The organism is Roseomonas alba, assembly GCF_019430885.1.
In the GTDB taxonomy this organism is placed as follows: Bacteria; Pseudomonadota; Alphaproteobacteria; order Acetobacterales; family Acetobacteraceae; genus Neoroseomonas; species Neoroseomonas alba.
In genome coordinates, this window is record NZ_JAHYBZ010000010.1 from 175,452 (window position 1) to 191,449 (window position 15,998).

General features: G+C 69.7%; 11 protein-coding genes. 9 read left to right on the plus strand and 2 right to left on the minus strand.

Annotation, left to right across the window (positions count from 1 at the left end; translation table 11 throughout):
• Positions 1-30 precede the first annotated feature (30 nt).
• The 7 genes from KPL78_RS25495 (at position 31) to KPL78_RS25525 (ending at position 10,084) form a co-directional block, all read left to right on the plus strand.
• Entirely contained in the window at positions 31-1,872 is a 1,842-nt protein-coding gene (locus KPL78_RS25495) for an ABC transporter permease (protein WP_255569454.1), read from the plus strand.
• Positions 1,869-2,648, plus strand: coding sequence for an ABC transporter ATP-binding protein (locus KPL78_RS25500; protein WP_219765792.1), 780 nt, complete (start codon positions 1,869-1,871; stop codon positions 2,646-2,648). The genes KPL78_RS25495 and KPL78_RS25500 overlap by 4 nt, the downstream gene beginning before the upstream one ends.
• Positions 2,641-3,354 (plus strand): ABC transporter ATP-binding protein, encoded by a 714-nt coding sequence (locus KPL78_RS25505; protein ID WP_219765793.1) that lies wholly within the window; start codon positions 2,641-2,643, stop codon positions 3,352-3,354. The genes KPL78_RS25500 and KPL78_RS25505 overlap by 8 nt, the downstream gene beginning before the upstream one ends.
• Before the next feature lie 5 nt (positions 3,355-3,359).
• Positions 3,360-5,378 carry a hydantoinase/oxoprolinase family protein gene (locus KPL78_RS25510; protein WP_219765794.1) on the plus strand — a complete coding sequence of 673 codons (2,019 nt, stop codon included), beginning with the start codon at positions 3,360-3,362 and terminating at the stop codon, positions 5,376-5,378.
• A 142-nt stretch (positions 5,379-5,520) separates the two neighbouring features.
• Positions 5,521-7,260 carry a hydantoinase B/oxoprolinase family protein gene (locus KPL78_RS25515; protein WP_219765795.1) on the plus strand — a complete coding sequence of 580 codons (1,740 nt, stop codon included), beginning with the start codon at positions 5,521-5,523 and terminating at the stop codon, positions 7,258-7,260.
• 76 nt (positions 7,261-7,336) lie between these two features.
• Positions 7,337-8,821 carry a 6-hydroxynicotinate reductase gene (locus KPL78_RS25520; RefSeq protein ID WP_219765796.1) on the plus strand — a complete coding sequence of 495 codons (1,485 nt, stop codon included), beginning with the start codon at positions 7,337-7,339 and terminating at the stop codon, positions 8,819-8,821.
• Between the two features lie 423 nt (positions 8,822-9,244).
• Positions 9,245-10,084 carry a UPF0280 family protein gene (locus tag KPL78_RS25525; RefSeq protein ID WP_369412855.1) on the plus strand — a complete coding sequence of 280 codons (840 nt, stop codon included), beginning with the start codon at positions 9,245-9,247 and terminating at the stop codon, positions 10,082-10,084.
• Between the two features lie 57 nt (positions 10,085-10,141).
• Here the strand turns inward: KPL78_RS25525 and KPL78_RS25530 are convergent, their stop codons facing one another.
• Positions 10,142-11,227, minus strand: coding sequence for an OmpA family protein (locus KPL78_RS25530; RefSeq protein ID WP_219765798.1), 1,086 nt, complete (start codon positions 11,225-11,227; stop codon positions 10,142-10,144).
• A 307-nt stretch (positions 11,228-11,534) separates the two neighbouring features.
• Here KPL78_RS25530 and KPL78_RS25535 point away from each other — a divergent pair, with 307 nt between their 5' ends.
• Positions 11,535-13,520, plus strand: a complete 1,986-nt coding sequence (locus KPL78_RS25535; protein WP_219765799.1) for an elongation factor G — start codon at positions 11,535-11,537, stop codon at positions 13,518-13,520.
• Positions 13,521-13,556: 36 nt separating this feature from the next.
• On the opposite strand, the gene KPL78_RS25540 is transcribed toward KPL78_RS25535, so the two are convergent.
• A complete protein-coding gene (locus KPL78_RS25540) occupies positions 13,557-14,054 on the minus strand; it encodes a DUF3597 domain-containing protein (RefSeq protein ID WP_219765800.1) in 498 nt (165 codons plus the stop codon).
• Positions 14,055-14,183: 129 nt separating this feature from the next.
• Here KPL78_RS25540 and KPL78_RS25545 point away from each other — a divergent pair, with 129 nt between their 5' ends.
• Entirely contained in the window at positions 14,184-15,860 is a 1,677-nt protein-coding gene (locus KPL78_RS25545; RefSeq protein WP_219765801.1) for a thiamine pyrophosphate-binding protein, read from the plus strand.
• Positions 15,861-15,998 lie beyond the last annotated feature (138 nt).

Consider the following 15,998-nt stretch of genomic DNA (forward strand, 5'->3'; position numbering starts at 1 on the left):
CGGCACCGCCGCTGATCCGATCGGGTGACGATGGAACTGGATTTCGTTCTCATCCAGGCCCTGTCCGGCCTGGCCAGCGCATCGTCCCTGTTCGTCATCGCCTCGGGCCTGACGATCGTCTTCGGCGTCACGCGCATCGTGAACTTCGCGCATGGGTCCTTCTACATGCTGGGGGCCTATGCGGCGGTGACGATCGTGCCCTGGCTGCTGGAATTCGACCGCTCGCCGACGCTGTTCTTCGCCGGCGTGATCGCTTCGGCGCTGGTGGTCGGGATGCTCGGCGTGGTGATGGAGGTCCTGCTGCTGCGCCGGATCTACAAGGTGCCGGAGCTGTTCCAGCTTCTCGCCACCTTCGGGGTGGTGCTGATCGTGCAGGACCTGGTGCTGCTGGCCTGGGGGCCGGTGGATATCGCCGGGCCGCGCGCGCCGGGGCTGCGGCACGGCGTCTATATCCTCGACCAGCGTTTCCCGGCCTACGAGCTGTTCCTGATCTTCGTCGGGCCGGCGGTGCTGGCGCTGCTGTGGCTGCTGATGCACCGCACGCGCTTCGGCGTGCTGATCCGCGCGGCGACGCAGGACCGGGAGATGGTGGGTGCCTTGGGCGTGAACCAGGCGATGCTGTTCACCGGCACCCTGTTCCTCGGCGCGGCGCTGGCGGGGCTGGGCGGCGCGCTCCAGATCCCGCGTGTCTCCGCCAACGCCCATATGGACCTGTCCGTCATCACCGAGGCCTTCGTCGTCACCGTCATCGGCGGCATGGGGTCGGTGCCGGGAGCCTTCCTGGCAGCGCTGCTGATCGGGCTGCTGCAGGCCTTTGGCGTGCTGGTCTTCCCCAAGATCACGCTGGTGCTGGCCTTCCTGTTGATGGCGGTGGTGCTGGTGGTCAAGCCCTGGGGGCTGCTGGGCAAGCCGGATGTGGCGAGCGGCCGGGCCGTGCTGCCGGAAGGCATCCTCGACCCGCGCCCGCTGGATCGGTTCGGCAAGGTCCTGGCGGGCGTGGCGGTGCTCGCCCTGCTCGCCTTGCCGCTGCTGGACGACTACTCGGTGAAGGTGGGGACCGAGGTGCTGATCTTCGCCCTGGCCGCCTTCTCGCTGAACTTCCTGGTCGGCAATGGCGGCATCGTCTCCTTTGGCCATGCCGCCTATTTCGGGCTCGGCGCCTATGGCGCGGGGATGCTGGTGACCAAGGCGGGGCTTTCGATGGAACCCGCGCTGCTGGCCGCGCCCATCGCCGGGGGTGCCGCGGCGGCGCTGTTCGGCTTCTTCGTGGTGCGGCTGTCGGGCATCTACCTGGCCATGCTGACCATGGCCTTCGCGCAGATCGCCTATGCCGTCGTGTTCCAATGGGTCGAGGTGACCGGCGGCGACAACGGGATCGTCGGCGTCTGGCCCTCCCGCTGGGCGGCATCGCGGGAGGTGTACCTGTACCTCACCGCCGCGCTGTCGATTGCCGCCATCCTGTTCCTCACCCGGGTGATCCGCGCGCCCTTTGGCGCGACGCTGCGCGCGGCGCGGGATTCGGCCGCACGGGCGGACGCCATCGGCATCGATGTGCGCACCCATCGCTGGCTGGGATTCATCCTGGCCGGCGCGGCGGCGGGGCTGGCGGGTGGGCTCTATGCCTTCTCCAAGGGCTCGATCGATCCGACGCTGCTGTCCATCCCGCTGTCGGTCGATTTCCTGTCGATGATCCTGCTGGGCGGCATCCAGTCGGTGTTCGGTCCCCTGGCCGGCGCGGCGGCCTTCCACGCGGTGAAGGACCAGCTGATGCCGTTGACCGACCATTGGCGGCTGCTGCTGGGCCTTGCGATCATCGCCATGGTGCTGGCCTTCCCGCGCGGCCTGGCCGGGCTGCGGAGGCGCGCGGCATGACGCTGCTGGCAGCCGAGGGCCTGGTGAAGCGCTTCGGCGGCGTGCTGGCCGCGAAGGATGTGTCCTTCGCGCTGGACGCGGGCGAGATGCTCGCCATCATCGGCCCCAACGGGGCGGGGAAGTCGACCACCTTCAACATGGTGGGCGGGCAGCTTCGTCCCGATGGCGGGCGCGTCATGCTCGAAGGTCGCGACGTCACCGGCATGCCGCCGCGCACGGTCTGCCGCATGGGCGTGGGTCGCACCTTCCAGGTGGCGCAGACCTTCCTGTCCTTCACCGTCATCGGCAATGTCCAGATGGCGCTGATCGCCCATCATGGGCAGACGCGGAAGCTGCTGGGCGATGCCATGGCCATGCACCGTGCCGAGGCGCTGACGCTGCTCGACCGCGTCGGCATGGCCGCGCAGGCTGAACGCCCGATCGGCGAGCTCGCCTATGGCGACGTGAAGCGGGTCGAGCTGGCGATCGCGCTCGCGGCCGCCCCTCGCCTGCTGCTGATGGACGAACCCACCGCCGGCATGGCGCCGTCCGAGCGCGCGGCGCTGATGGCCCTGGTCGCCGGCATCGCGCGGGAGCAGCGCATCGGCGTGCTGTTCACCGAGCACGACATGGATGCCGTCTTCGCCCATGCCGATCGCATCCTGGTGCTGGTGCGCGGGGAGATCATCGCCCGCGGCACGCCCGAGGAGGTGCGCAACGATCCGGAAGTACAGCGCGTCTATCTCGGCCACGCCGGGACGAAGGCGGCGCAGCGCGCGAGGCGTGCGCATGGCTGAGCGCGTGCTGGAGGTCTCCGGCCTGTCCGCCGGCTATGGCCCGGCCGAGGTGCTGTTCGGCGTGGCCCTGCATCTCGACCGCGGCGAGGTCGCCGCCCTGATGGGCCGCAACGGCGCGGGCAAATCCACCACCATGAAGGCCATCATGGGGCTGCTGACGCCGCGCGCCGGGTCGGTGCGCTTCGCGGGGCAGGACATCGCGGGGTTGGCGCCGTATCGCATCGCGCGGCTTGGCCTGGGCTATGTGCCCGAGGACCGGCGCATCTTCACCGACTTGTCGGTGATGGAGAATCTGGAAGTCGGGCGGCGCGCCGCACCCGCGGGCCGTGCCGCCTGGACCGCGGAACGATTGTTCGAAATCTTCCCCAACCTCGCGGAAATGCGGCATCGTCGGGCCTCCGCCATGTCGGGCGGGGAGCAGCAGATGCTGACCATCGCGCGCACCCTGATGGGCAATCCGGAAGCCGTGCTGCTGGACGAACCCTCCGAGGGCCTGGCCCCCGTGATCGTCGAGCAGATGGCCGAGGCGGTGCTGCGCATGAAGGCGGAAGGCATCGCCGTGCTGGTCTCGGAACAGGATCTGGACTTCGCCGCGGCCGTCGCCGACCGCGCGCTGATCCTGGAAAAGGGCCAGGTGCGGTGGGAAGGCCCGATCGCGACGCTTGAGGCGGATGAGGATGTCCGCCGCACCTATCTGACGGTCTGACACGCATGACGCGACGCATTGCCGGCATCGATGTGGGCGGCACCTTCACCGATCTGGTGATGCAGGAGGCCGACGGCTCGATCCGCATCGCCAAGGTGCCGACCACGACCGCGAACCAGGCTGGCGGCGTGCTGGGCGCGATCGAGGCGGCGGGAACGACGCCGGCGGCGCTCGACCTGATCGTGCATGGCACGACGGCGACAACGAATGCCGTGCTGGAACGCAAGCTGGCCAAGGTCGGGCTGATCACCACGGCGGGGTTCCGCGACGTGCTGGAGCTGGGTCGCCGCACCCGCCCGCGCGCCTATGGCATGACCGGCAGCTTCGAGCCGCTGATCCCGCGCGAATGGCGCCGCGAAGTCGCCGAACGCATGGATGCGCGCGGCGCCGTCGTCACGCCGCTGGACGAGGCCGCCGTCGAACGCGAGGTCCGCGCGCTGATCGGCGAGGGCTGCGAGGCGCTCGTCATCCATTTCCTGCACGCCTATGCGAACCCCGCGCATGAACGCCGCGCCGGAGAGATCGCGCGCGCCATCTGGCCCAATGGCTACGTCACGCTGGGCCACGCGCTGCTGTCGGAATTCCGCGAATACGAACGCGGCACCACGGCATCGGTGAACGCCGCGGTGCAGCCGGTGCTCGACCGCTACATCCGCCATCTGCAGGACCGCCTGGCCGAGGCCGGCCATGCGCGCGACCTGTTGGTGATGAACGGCAATGGCGGCACCGTGCCGGCCCGCGCGGTCGCGGCGGAAGCGGCGAAGACGGTGATGTCCGGCCCGGCCTCCGGCGTCATGGCGGCCGCCGCCACCTTGACCCAGGCAGGCGTGCGCAACGCCATCACCTGCGACATGGGCGGGACCTCGACCGATGTCGCGCTGATCGCGGGCGGCGTGCCGGAAGTCTCGGCGGAATTGTCGATCGCCTATGGCCTGCCGATCCATCTGCCCATGGTCGATGTGCGCACCGTGGGCGCGGGTGGCGGGTCCATCGCCTGGATCGATCGCGGCGGCATGCTGCGCGTGGGGCCGGAAAGCGCGGGCTCCACCCCCGGCCCGATCTGCTACGGGCGCGGCGGCACGCGGCCGACCGTGACGGACGCGAACCTCGTGCTGGGGCGGCTAGACCCCGATGCGCTGCTCGCCACCGGCCGGCGCGTGACGGTCGAGGAAGTCCGCGACGCCTTTGCCCGTGATATCGGCGACCCGCTCGGCATGACGCCGGAACAGGCCGCGGAGGCCGTGATCCGCTTGGCCAATGTACTGATGGCGGGCGCGATCCGGATGGTGTCGCTGTCCCGCGGCCACGACCCGCGCGACTTCGCGCTGTTCGCCTTCGGCGGCGCCGGGCCGCTGCACGCCGTGGCGTTGGCGCGGGAGATCGGCATCCCGGAAGTCTTCGTCCCCTTCCGCCCGGGCCTGACCAACGCGCTCGGCTGCCTGGTCGCCGATCTGCGACAGGACGTGGTGAACACGCTGAACCGCGGGCTGGATGACATCGCCGAGGCCGAGATCGCCGAAGTGCTGGCCGCACAGGAATCGCGCGGCCGGTCCGGGGTCGCCGCCGGCGGCGCCGAGGTCGAACGCATCGAAGTCCAGCGCGTCGCCGAAATGCAGTTCCGCGGCCAGACGCATCTGATCCGCGTGGCGCTCGACTCCGCCACGCCGTCGCGCGGCCAAGTACAGGCGGCCTTCGAGGAAGCCTATTACGCGCGCTTCCACGTCAGCCTGCCGGAAATCCGCGCCGTGCTGGTGAACCTGACCACCAGCGTGATCGGACGGCGCAAGACATTCGATATGCGCGCGCTGGCGGCCGGCGGCACGGGAGAGGCGCGGCTCGGCACGCGGCGTCTCTACGCGGAGGGCAGTTGGCATGAGGCGACGATCTGGCGACGCGAGGCGTTGGCGGTCGACTCGCGAATCTCAGGGCCCGCCGTGCTGCAACAGGCGGATGCGACGATCATCCTGGAGCCAGGCAGCAAGGCCAGCGTCGATGCGCTCGGCAATCTGAGGGTGCGGGCATGACGGAAGAAAGACGGGGGAGGAACACCTCCCCCAAATCCCCCTCCGTTTTTTGGCCGTTGGGGACTGACGGCGGGGGGCTGCGCCAAGTGACCAAAAAAAGGAGGGGGTTCGGGGGAGTTCTCTCCCCCGACCTTTGCGCCTGATGGATGCTCTTACCCTCGCCGTCATCCAGGCCGGGTTGCAGCAGGTCTGCAACGAGATGGACCTGGCCTTCACACGCTCAGCCTTCTCGCCGGTGATCGCGGAGGCGGATGACCGCTCCGACGGCATCTATGCCGCCGAGGATGGTGCGCTGATCGCCCAGGGCGAGGGCGGGTTGCCGGTCTTCGTCGGGGCCATGCAGCATTCGGCCGGCCACCTGATCCGGCTGATCGGCGAAGGTGCGGTCGCCGCGCCGGAACCGGGCGACATCTACATCGTCAACGACCCCTATCTGGGCGGGACGCATCTGATGGATGTGCGCTTCGCCCGCCCCTTCTTCGTGGACGGCCAGTTGTTCTGCTGGCTGCAGAACACCGGCCACTGGCCCGACACGGGCGGTATGGTGCCGGGCGGCTTCAGCGCGCATGCGACCGAGGTCGAGCAGGAAGGTCTGCGCCTGCCCCCGGTGAAGCTGTTCAAGCGCGGGGAGATGGATCGCGAGATCCTGTCCATCATCCAGTCCAACATCCGCGTCGCCGAACAGCGCATCGGCGACATCAAGGCACAGGCCGCCGCCCTGCTGGTGGGCGAACGGCGCCTCACCGAGATCGTGGATCGCTATGGCGCGGACACGCTGCGTGAGGCGATCGCTCTGATCCGCGACCGCGCCACCGAGCGTATGCGCGCCGAAATCCGCCGCATGCCCGAAGCGACCTGGCGGGCCGAGGCCTTCGTCGATTCGGATGGCGTGGTGAACGAGCCGCTGCGCATCGCGCTCGCCGTCACGCGGCGCGGCGATACGCTGACCTTCGACTTCACGGGATCGTCCAAGCCCTGCGCGGGGCCGATGAATTCGGTGTGGGCCACGACCTATTCGGCCGTGTGCCTGGGCGTGAAGCACATCTTCCCCGACGTACCGATCAATGCCGGGACCTTCGCGCCGCTGGAGATCATCCGGCCGGAAGGCACCTTCCTCGATGCGCGGTATCCGCGGCCGGTTTCGGGCTGCGCGGCGGAAGTCAGCCAGCGCATCGCGGAGGCCGTGTTCCTGTGCCTGGTGCAGGCGCTGCCGGATGAGGTGACGGCGGCTCCGGCGGGGACGTCCGGGAACTTCGCGCTGGGTGGGTTCGATCCCGCGCGTGGCGCCGGATATGTGATGTATCAGATCACCGGCGGTGGGTATGGCGGCAATGCGGGTGAGGACGGGCTGTCCAATGGATGCTCGACCATCGGCATCAGCAAGACCGCGCCGGTCGAGGTGATGGAGCAATATTACCCCGTGCTGTTCACGCGCTTCGCGCTGCGCGAGGGGTCGGGCGGCGCCGGCGCGCATCGCGGCGGTTTCGGCGTGCATTACGAGGTCGAGCTGCTGCGTGGCGAGGCGCGGGCGTCCTTCGTCATGGACCATGGCCGCTTTGGCCCACCTGGCGTGCTCGGAGGCGGCGATGGCGCACCCAATGTGGTGCGCATCCATCGGAGCGGCGAGACGACCATTCCGCCGCATCTGTCGAAGGACCAGGGCATTGCATTGTCGCCCGGCGACCGCGTGGAGGTGATGACGCCCGGCGGTGGCGGCTATGGCGATCCCTTCGCACGCGATCCCGCGCTGGTCGCCCGTGACGTGCGCCGCGGCTACTACACGGCGCAGCAGGCGTCGGCATTGTGGGGCGTGGCAATCGCCGCCGATGGAAGCGTCGATATCGCCGCCACCTCCGCCCTCCGTCGGGGGGTCGCCGCCTGATGCGCCTGATGCTCCCTGGTGACAGACAAAAGAAGGAGGGGGTCCGGGGGAGTTCACTCCCCCGCCCTTCGCTGCCATGACCAATCGCACCGCCCGCAGCGAAAAGTTCGGCGCCGCCGAGGGTGACGGCATCATCCGCTGCGATGCCTGTCCTGTCCTCTGCCGCATCCGCCCCGGCCGGTCCGGCGCGTGTTCGCGCTATGCCAACGACAATGGCGTGCTGGTCCGCACCGATCCCGCGCTCGCCCTGATGCATGCTGTTGAGGGCAACCAGCCTTTGGTGCCCTTCGCGCAGGCGGAGTGGGACGGCACGCTGATCGACCCGTCGCGCGTCTTCGTCACCGGCGTGGGGTCCGGAACCACCTATCCCGACTACAAGCCCGCGCCCTTCATCGTCGGTGCGCAGCATGACGGCGTGGACACCGTCACCGTCGTGACGGAGGGCATGTTCAGCTATTGCGGCGTGAAGGTGAAGATCGACACCGACCGCCATCTGGGCCCCGAGGCTGCGCCGGTGCGGGTGAAGGGCGAGCAGGTCGGCCATGTCACGACCGCCGAATACGGGTCGCAGATGCTGTCCATCGGCGGCGTCCGGCATCTGACCGGCGGGTCGAAGAAGGAAGGCGTCGTGACCTGCGAGACGCTGTTGAAGCTCTGCGATGCCGAGGCGGTGGAGATGACCATAGATGGTGGCCACGCCGTTGTCGTGCAGGCCGGCGCGGCGCCGATCGTCGATGGCGTGCCGGAACTCCGCATGCGCGTAGGCTGCGGCAGCGCGACGGTCGGCATCTTCGCGCAGCAATGGCTGGGGCATGTGGATGAGGTGATCGTGGTCGACGACCACATCACAGGCGTGCTGTCGGAACACCAGGCCGGCAAGGTGCTGGCCATGAAGCCGACAGGCATCCGCGTGCGCGGGCGGCGGTCGACGCCGGGGCGGTATTTCCAGGTGGCGCAGCCGGGCCTCGGCTGGGGCGGGACGGACATCACAGATCCGCTCGAGATCATCGAGAGCATCGACCCCAGGATGGCATGGCCCGGGCTCCGGCTGCTGATGACCAGCACCACCGGCGATCACGCGCTGTATTGCGTGCTGGACGAGGCGCTGCGGCCCGTCGAGGCCGAGATGCCGGCCGCCGTGCGCATGGTGGTCGATCGCATCGGGGAGAATTGCGAGCCGTCGCTGTGTTCGGTGGTCTTCATGGCCGGCGCCGGGGGATCGCTGCGCGCGGGTGTGACAGAAAACCCGGTACTGCTGACGCGTTCGGTCGCGCGGGGAGAGACACGGGTCACCATGGGCGGTGCGCCGGTCTATCTGTGGCCCGGCGGAGGCATCACCGTGATGGCCGACGTACTGCGCATGCCGAAGCACGCCTTCGGGCATGTGCCGACGCCCGCCGTGGTCGCACCGATCGAATTCACTCTGCCAAGGGCGCTGTACGAGCGGCTCGGCGGGCACATGACAGAAGTGACGCCGGTCGAGGATGTATTGCGGGGTCTCGGCGCGGATCTACGGGTCGAAACATGGCACCCGGGGAACACCTGGCCGTTCGGACGGTAATGCCGGAGGGCGGCGCGCCACCCCTCCCAGAACCTCGCCAGACCGAAGGCTGCGGGAGCTCCGGATGACCTTGATGCTTCCGCTACGGAACCGAGAGGGGCTTTGCCTCTCTCGGGCTCACCCCGACAAAGGCCGAATGGCCTTTGCAAACCTCGATCTGGCGCCCTGCGCCACGGGAAGCAACATACCGGGGCCCGCTCCTGTGCACGAAGGGCTGTTGGTGCGCCCGGTATCAGACGACCGAAGCCCAGGATGGCCAGGATCCGGGAGGGCCATCGAGGCTGCAATGCGCCGTCGATGGGAACCTGGGCGGGGTGGCCTGGAGGGGCAGAGCGTCGCGGACCGCGGCAACAACGGCATCCTGGCCACTGGACAGAGGCCGATGCCTGGCGCCGGCCATTCCCGGCGGAAGGCGTGGGCGTCGTGAGTTCGGTGCAGCGGCTGGCCGGCGATCGGCTGCACCTGTCGCATGGCCCCATTGACGTAGTCCTGCGGGCCTGGGGCACCCCGGATGCGGTCCGCGCGGCCGAGTCCGCTGCCATTGCCGTGTTCCCGGGCATCCTTCCCGGGCTGGCGGCGGAGCTGGCCGAGCTCCGCCGGCCGATGGCGGAGGCGCCACAGGTCGCGCATCCGATCGCGCGGCGCATGGTCGCCGCCTGCGCGCCCTTCGCTCCGGTCTTCCTGACGCCCATGGCCGCGGTGGCGGGCGCCGTGGCCGATGCGTTGCTGGCCGCGATGCTTCGGGCCGCGCCGCTGGATCGCGCCTATGTCAATAATGGTGGGGATATCGCCGTACGCGTCGCGGCAGGACAGAGCATCGCCATTGGCCTGGCCGACGATCCGCTGCGGCTTGCCCTGCAGGGTGCGCTGCTTATCACCGGCGACAGCGGCATTGGCGGCGTGGCGACGTCGGGGCGGCATGGCCGCTCCTTCTCGCTGGGCATCGCGGATGCGGTGACGGTGCTGGCGCGGGATGCCGCAATGGCCGATGCCGCCGCGACGCTGATCGCCAATGCGGTGGATTGCGACAGCCCGGCCGTGCGCCGCGCAACCGCCGTCTCCCGCGATCCCGACAGCGACCTCGGCGAGCACCTGGTCACAGTCGATGTCGGCACCCTGTCGGCGACGGAAGTGGCACAGGCCCTCGATGCCGGCCTGGCGCGGGCGGAGGCCTTCCGCGCCGCAGGCCACATCATCGGCGCCGCAATGCGCCTGGGTGGCGCGCTGCGCACCACAGGCCTCCCTGCCCTGCCTGCCCCCTGAACGCAGAAAGGGGCGCCTTGCGGCGCCCCCTTCCGGTCTCCGACGCTGATGCGGTGATCAGCGGAGGATGATTTCCACGCGGCGGTTCTGCGGCTCGCGGGTGTTGTCCGGGGTCGGGACCAGCAGGTTGGTCTCGCCGAAGCCGCGGGCGACGATCTGGTTGCGGGGGATGCCCAGGCGAACCAGCTCGGCAGCCACGTTGTTCGCGCGGCGGATCGACAGGCCCATGTTGTACTGCGCCGAACCCGAGGTGTCGGTGTAGCCGTTGACCTCGAGGCGGGTGACCTGCTGGGTGCGCGAGGCCTGCGCCGCTTCCGCGATGATCTGGCGGGCGCGGTCGGTCAGGTTGTCGCGGTTCCAGTCGAAGAACACCAGGAAGGTGCGGGCCGGCGGCGGGGCAACCACGGGCGCGGCCACCGGGGCGGCGGTGCGGCCGAAGTTGTAGCGGACGCCGAACAGCAGCGACCAGTTGTAGTTGTCAGCCGGGAACTTCACCGATTCACGAGCGTTGTAGGCCTGCCCGTTGACCGAGAAGTTGCCGTTGGCGCGGCCGTCGATGTCCTCGTTCGCCGTGCCGAAGAAGCGGCCTTCGGCGGTCAGCGCCAGGCCCGGAACGGCCTGGATCGGGAAGGCGAGACCGAGGATCGCCTGGTAGGCGAAGGCGCCGTTGGTGCCGCCGACATTCACCGTGCCGGAGTTGCCGCCCGAGTTCTGGCGGAAGCCGACGCTGTCGTAGTCGTGCCAGGCATAGCCGGCGCCGACGCCGACATAGGGGAGCACCGGGCCGAGGTTGAAGTCATACAGCGCGTTGACCATCAGGCCCCAGGTGGTGGCGGTGCCACCGGCGCGCGGCGTGTTCACGCCGTTCACCTTGATGGTGTCGACGTCGTTGTTGCGGTAGTTGCCCTCGAGTTCGAGGCGCAGGCCGTTGCCGAAGCCGTAGCCGACCGAGAGAACGCCGGCCCAGCCCCACTCGAAGGAGATCGAGGTGCGGTCGCCATCGGCGGTGTCGAGATAGTTGGTCCCGAGGCCGGCACCGATGTAGATGCCCTGCACCCGCGGATCCCAGCTCTGCGCGTTCGCGGTCGCGGCCATCGGCAGCGACAGCAGCGTCGCGGCAAGAAGCGTCTTCCTGAAGCTCATCGTCATTCCTCGCATCCGATCCGCACCGACACCGCCGGTGCTCATGGCGCCCCCCTTCAGGGGTTCTGACGCACTAAAACACAACTTCTCGGCGCTTGCGGCGGGAACCTCATCCCGGGCTCAACATCGCCAGAGCAGTGTGGCGGCCGCGCCACACCGTGTCTCCACGGCGGCTGATCCCTCCGAGCCACGAAATTCGCCGCATCCGGCCGCGCCCGGTCTAGTCTCCGCCATGGCGGCCCCTCCCGCCGGGCCGCCGTTGCACACGGCCGGTCAACGGCCGGGCACAGGAGGAGACATCGTCGCCATGCCCGCCACCCCACAGGATACCGCCCCAGCGTCGAGAACGCCCGACGGGGCCTGGCCTCGCGCCATCGCCCTGATCGGCCCCCAAGGCAGTGGAAAGTCGACACTGTTCGACGCGCTGCTCGCTGCCGCCGGCAGCCCCCCGCCGCGTCGCGCCGAAGGGCGCCAACGGCCCATGGGCACCGAGACGCGACTCGGTCATTGCAATTTCATGAATCAGCCCTGGGCGCTGCTCGACTGCCCGGGCTCGGTCGAATTCGTCCAGGAAGCCGCGGCGGCACTCGCCATCGCCGACCTCGCACTGGTGGTCTGCGAACCGGACCCGGCGCGCGCCGCCGCCCTCGCCCCCACCTTCCATGCGCTGGAGGCGGCCGGGCTGCCGGCCATGGTCTTCGTCAACAAGACGGATTCGCTGGGCGAGGGTCGCATCCGCGACACTATCGCGGCGCTGCAGGCCCATTCGCGCCGCCCGCTGGTGCTGCGCCAGGTGCCGATCCGCGACGGCGGCACGGTCACCGGCTATGTCGATCTTGTCAGCACGCGGGCGTATCGCTGGCGGCCGGGCGAGGCCTCGGAGCTGATCCGCATCCCCGATTCGATCCTGCCGCGAGAGGAGGAGGCGCGCGCGGCCCTCGCCGAGACGCTCGCCGACCACGACGACACGCTGCTCGAGAAGGTGGTCGAGGACACGATCCCGACGCCCGAGGACCTCTACCGCCCGCTGCATGCGGATGTCGCGGCCGGCCGCCTCGACCCCGTGCTGATCGGCGCGGCAGAGCGTCGCCACGGCGTGATGCGCCTGTGGAAGGCGCTGCGCCACGACACGCCCGCGGCCGAGGTGACCGCTTCACGCCGCGGCATCGCGCCGGAAGGCGAGGCGATCGCCCAGGTCTTTCGCACCTTCCATGCCGGCCAGGGCGGCAAGCTGAGCTTTGCGCGGATCTGGCGCGGGACGTTAAAGGATGGTGCGACGGTCAACGGGGCGCGGATCGGCGGCATCACCCGCTATCCGGCGGCCGAGGCGGCGCGCGCCGGCGAGGCTGGCCCCGGCGAGGTGGTGGCCCTCGGTCGGCTCGACCCGCTGCCGACGGGGGCGACGCTGTCACCGTCGGGCAATGTCCCCACCTTGCCCTTCCCTGCGCCGCCGGCGCCGGTCTTCGCCGTCGCCATCGCCACCGAGGACCGCAAGGACGATGTTCGCCTGTCCGGCGCGCTGCAGCGCCTCGCCGAGGAGGACCCTGCCGTCTTCGTCCGGCACGACGCCGAGAACGGGCAGATCCTGCTCGCCGGTCAGGGCGAGATGCATCTCGGCCACGCCGTGGCGCGGCTGGCCGAGGCGCATGGCCTGCGCGTGACCACGGCCCATCCGCGCATCGCCTTCCGCGAGACCATCCGCCAGGCGGCGCGTCACCATGCGCGGCATCGCCGACAGACCGGCGGACACGGGCAGTTCGCGGATGTGACGCTCGAGGTCTCGCCCCGCCCCCGCGGCGAGGGCTTCGCCTTCGAGGACCGCATCGTCGGCGGCGCCATTCCCCGCAAATACATCCCGGCCGTGGGCGATGCGGCGGAGGAGGCATCGCGCAAGGGCCCGCTCGGCAACCCGGTGGTGGACATCGCGGTGACCCTGCTGGACGGCGCCTTCCATTCGGTCGATTCGTCCGACATGGCCTTCGCGACCGCGACGCGCATGGCGATGCAGGAGGCGCTGGCCAAGGCGGAGCCCGTCATGCTGGAACCGGTGGACCAGGTCACGGTGCTGGTACCGCAGGATTCGACCGCCGCGGCACAGCGGCTGCTGACCGGGCGCCGTGGGCAGATCCTCGGCTACGCCGAGAAGCCCGATTGGCCCGGCTGGGACGAGGTTCAGGCACTGGTGCCCGAAGCGGAGCTGCACGACCTCATCATCGAGCTGCGGTCGCAGACCATGGGCCTCGGCACCTATACTCGTCGCTTCGACCATCTGGCCGAGGCCCGAGCGCGCTGAGCAAAGGTGGGGGGGCGCGACGACGCCCCCCGTTCTTCACGCCATCAGGTCGGGCGGGACCCTTCCGCCATTCTCGGCGAGCTTCTGCATGACCTGGCGATGCAGCCAGACATTCATGGCGGCCGTATCATCGGTGGACGCAGCATAGCCGAGTTCGCGCGCAAGTTCCCGGCGCGCCGGCAGGCTGCTGTCGATGCCGAGAAGCTTCATCAGGTCGACGATCGAATGGCGCCAGTCGAGCTTCTGGCCCGACGCGGCCTCCATCCCGCTCAACACCGCCGCCACGTCCACCTGCGGCCGATGGGCATCGGGTGCCGAATCCGGTGCTGCCGAGAGCGGATTGGGATCCGCCGCGCCTGCCGAAGCGGGCTTCACGGAACTGTGGCCCGGGGCGTCAGGCGCGGAGTCCGGCGCGGCCGAAAGCGGCCCGTTGTCGTAGTCGGGACCCCCGGTCGCGCCGGTCGGTGCGGCATGCGGCTCGCCCTGTCCGCGACGGCCGAAGACGCCATTCATAATCGACTGGAAGATGCTCATGGCCTGGCTCCCTGTCTGCGATGCGGTGCCATGCGCCGCCCCTCCGTTGCGGGCCGATCGCCGCCCCCGGGGGCTTCCGCTTCGCGCGGCACGTGCCACACTGAACGCAACGCAAAGGGGAAACGTTGCATGACCAGCCCGTATACCGTCGCCGATCTAGTCGCGGATTTCCTGCCGCAGATCGGCGTGTCGACCGTCTTCGGCATCGTCTCGGTCCACAACATCCCGATGCTGGACGCGATCGGGCAGCGCAATGCGCTGCGTTACGTGATGTGCCGCGGCGAGATGGGCGGGGCACACATGGCCGATGCCTATGCACGGGTGGCTGGGCATCTCGGCGTGCTGTTCACCTCGACCGGTCCCGGCATGGCCAACGCCATCCCCGGCCTGGTGGAGGCCCGGTTCGCCGGATCGCCCGTGCTGCACATCACCGGGCAGACGGCAACGAAGTTCATCGACCGTGACGTCGGGTCCGTGCATGACGTGCCCGGGCAGACGGCGATGCTGGCGGCGGCCTGCAAGGCCGCCTACCGCGTGCGCTCGGCGAACGAGGCCTTCGGCGTGCTGGTGCGCGCGGCGGCCGAGGCGCTGTCCGCGCCGCGCGGGCCGGTCTCGGTGGAAATCCCGATCGACCTGCAACGCGCACCGATCGCCCGGCCCGGCGGGCTGGAGTCCCTGGTCCTGCCCATCACCGCGCCGCTGCCGCCCAACCCGGCGGAGTTGGACGCCGCCGCCGAAATCCTCGCCGCCGCGAAGCGGCCGATGCTGTGGCTCGGCAATGGCGCGAAGCAAGCGCGCGACGCGGCGCTGCGGCTGATGGCGATGGGCTTCGGCGCAGTGTCGTCGTGGAACGGGCGCGGGACGATCCCCGAGGATCATCCGATGACCCTTGGCGGGCTGCACGGCAACGGGTCGCCGCGCGTGCAGGACTTCTACGGGTCGGTCGATGCGATGCTCGTCGTCGGGTCGCGGCTGCGCGGGCATGAGACGGGCGACTTCTCGATGAAGTTGCCGAAGACGCTGATCCATGCGGATTGCGATGCCTCGGCGGATGGCCGGACCTACGCCAACAGCCTGTTCATCCATGGCGATGCGGGGCTGGTCATGTCGGGCATCGCCGACCGCCTGGCTGGGCGGAGCAGCGTCGATGCCGGCTTCGCGGGTGATTTCGCGGCGCTGAAGTCCCGCGCACGGGAGGAATACCTCGCCACCCTCGGCCCCTATTCGGCCTTCCCCGACGCCATCCGCGCCGCCCTGCCGCGCGACGGCGTCTTCGTGCGCGACATCACCATCGCGAACTCGACCTGGGGCAACCGCGTCTTCCCGATCTACGACCCGCGCAACTCGGTCTATCCGGTCGGCGCGGCGATCGGGCCGGGGCTGGCGCTGGGGCTTGGCGCCTCCATCGCCGCGAAGGGACGCAAGACGCTGGCCATGGTCGGCGATGGCGGCTTCTCGCTCGGCATGTGCGAAATCTTCACCGCCGCGCAGGAAAAGCCCGACCTGGTGACGATGGTGATGAACGATGGGGGCTACGGCGTCATCCGCCACATCCAGGACGCGGTCGCCGATGGCCGGCAATTCGGCCACGACCTGCTGACGCCGGAGTTGCAGGGGTTGGCGGCCCTCGCAGGGCTGCCCTACTTCCGCGTATCGAGCGCGGAGACGGTCGGCACGGTCGTCGCGCAGGCGATCGCGGCGAACGGTCCCGCCCTGGTCGAGGTGGACATGCGCGCGATCGGGCCAGTGCCGCCCTATGCGCCCTATGCGACCATGGGGAAGCATGCGGAGCGGGCGCGGCAGTAGCACCGTTGGAGAGGGGCTTTGCCCCTCTCCATACCGCGAAGCAGTGCTTCGCGCCCACCAAGGGCCCAAGGCCTTTGGAAACCGTCACTTGGCGCCGCGCACCACAGTTCAGCCAATGACGGGAGTGGGCTGCCCCAG

Bases quoted from the DNA above. Each gene is read 5' to 3' on its own strand.
- KPL78_RS25535 (WP_219765799.1), top strand. From the start codon at position 11,535: ATGCCCGCCACCCCACAGGATACCGCCCCAGCGTCGAGAACGCCCGAC.
- KPL78_RS25530 (WP_219765798.1), bottom strand. From the start codon at position 11,227: ATGAGCTTCAGGAAGACGCTTCTTGCCGCGACGCTGCTGTCGCTGCCG.
- KPL78_RS25500 (WP_219765792.1), top strand. From the start codon at position 1,869: ATGACGCTGCTGGCAGCCGAGGGCCTGGTGAAGCGCTTCGGCGGCGTG.
- KPL78_RS25510 (WP_219765794.1), top strand. From the start codon at position 3,360: ATGACGCGACGCATTGCCGGCATCGATGTGGGCGGCACCTTCACCGAT.
- KPL78_RS25520 (WP_219765796.1), top strand. From the start codon at position 7,337: ATGACCAATCGCACCGCCCGCAGCGAAAAGTTCGGCGCCGCCGAGGGT.
- KPL78_RS25495 (WP_255569454.1), top strand. From the start codon at position 31: ATGGAACTGGATTTCGTTCTCATCCAGGCCCTGTCCGGCCTGGCCAGC.
- KPL78_RS25515 (WP_219765795.1), top strand. From the start codon at position 5,521: ATGGATGCTCTTACCCTCGCCGTCATCCAGGCCGGGTTGCAGCAGGTC.
- KPL78_RS25540 (WP_219765800.1), bottom strand. From the start codon at position 14,054: ATGAGCATCTTCCAGTCGATTATGAATGGCGTCTTCGGCCGTCGCGGA.
- KPL78_RS25545 (WP_219765801.1), top strand. From the start codon at position 14,184: ATGACCAGCCCGTATACCGTCGCCGATCTAGTCGCGGATTTCCTGCCG.
- KPL78_RS25505 (WP_219765793.1), top strand. From the start codon at position 2,641: ATGGCTGAGCGCGTGCTGGAGGTCTCCGGCCTGTCCGCCGGCTATGGC.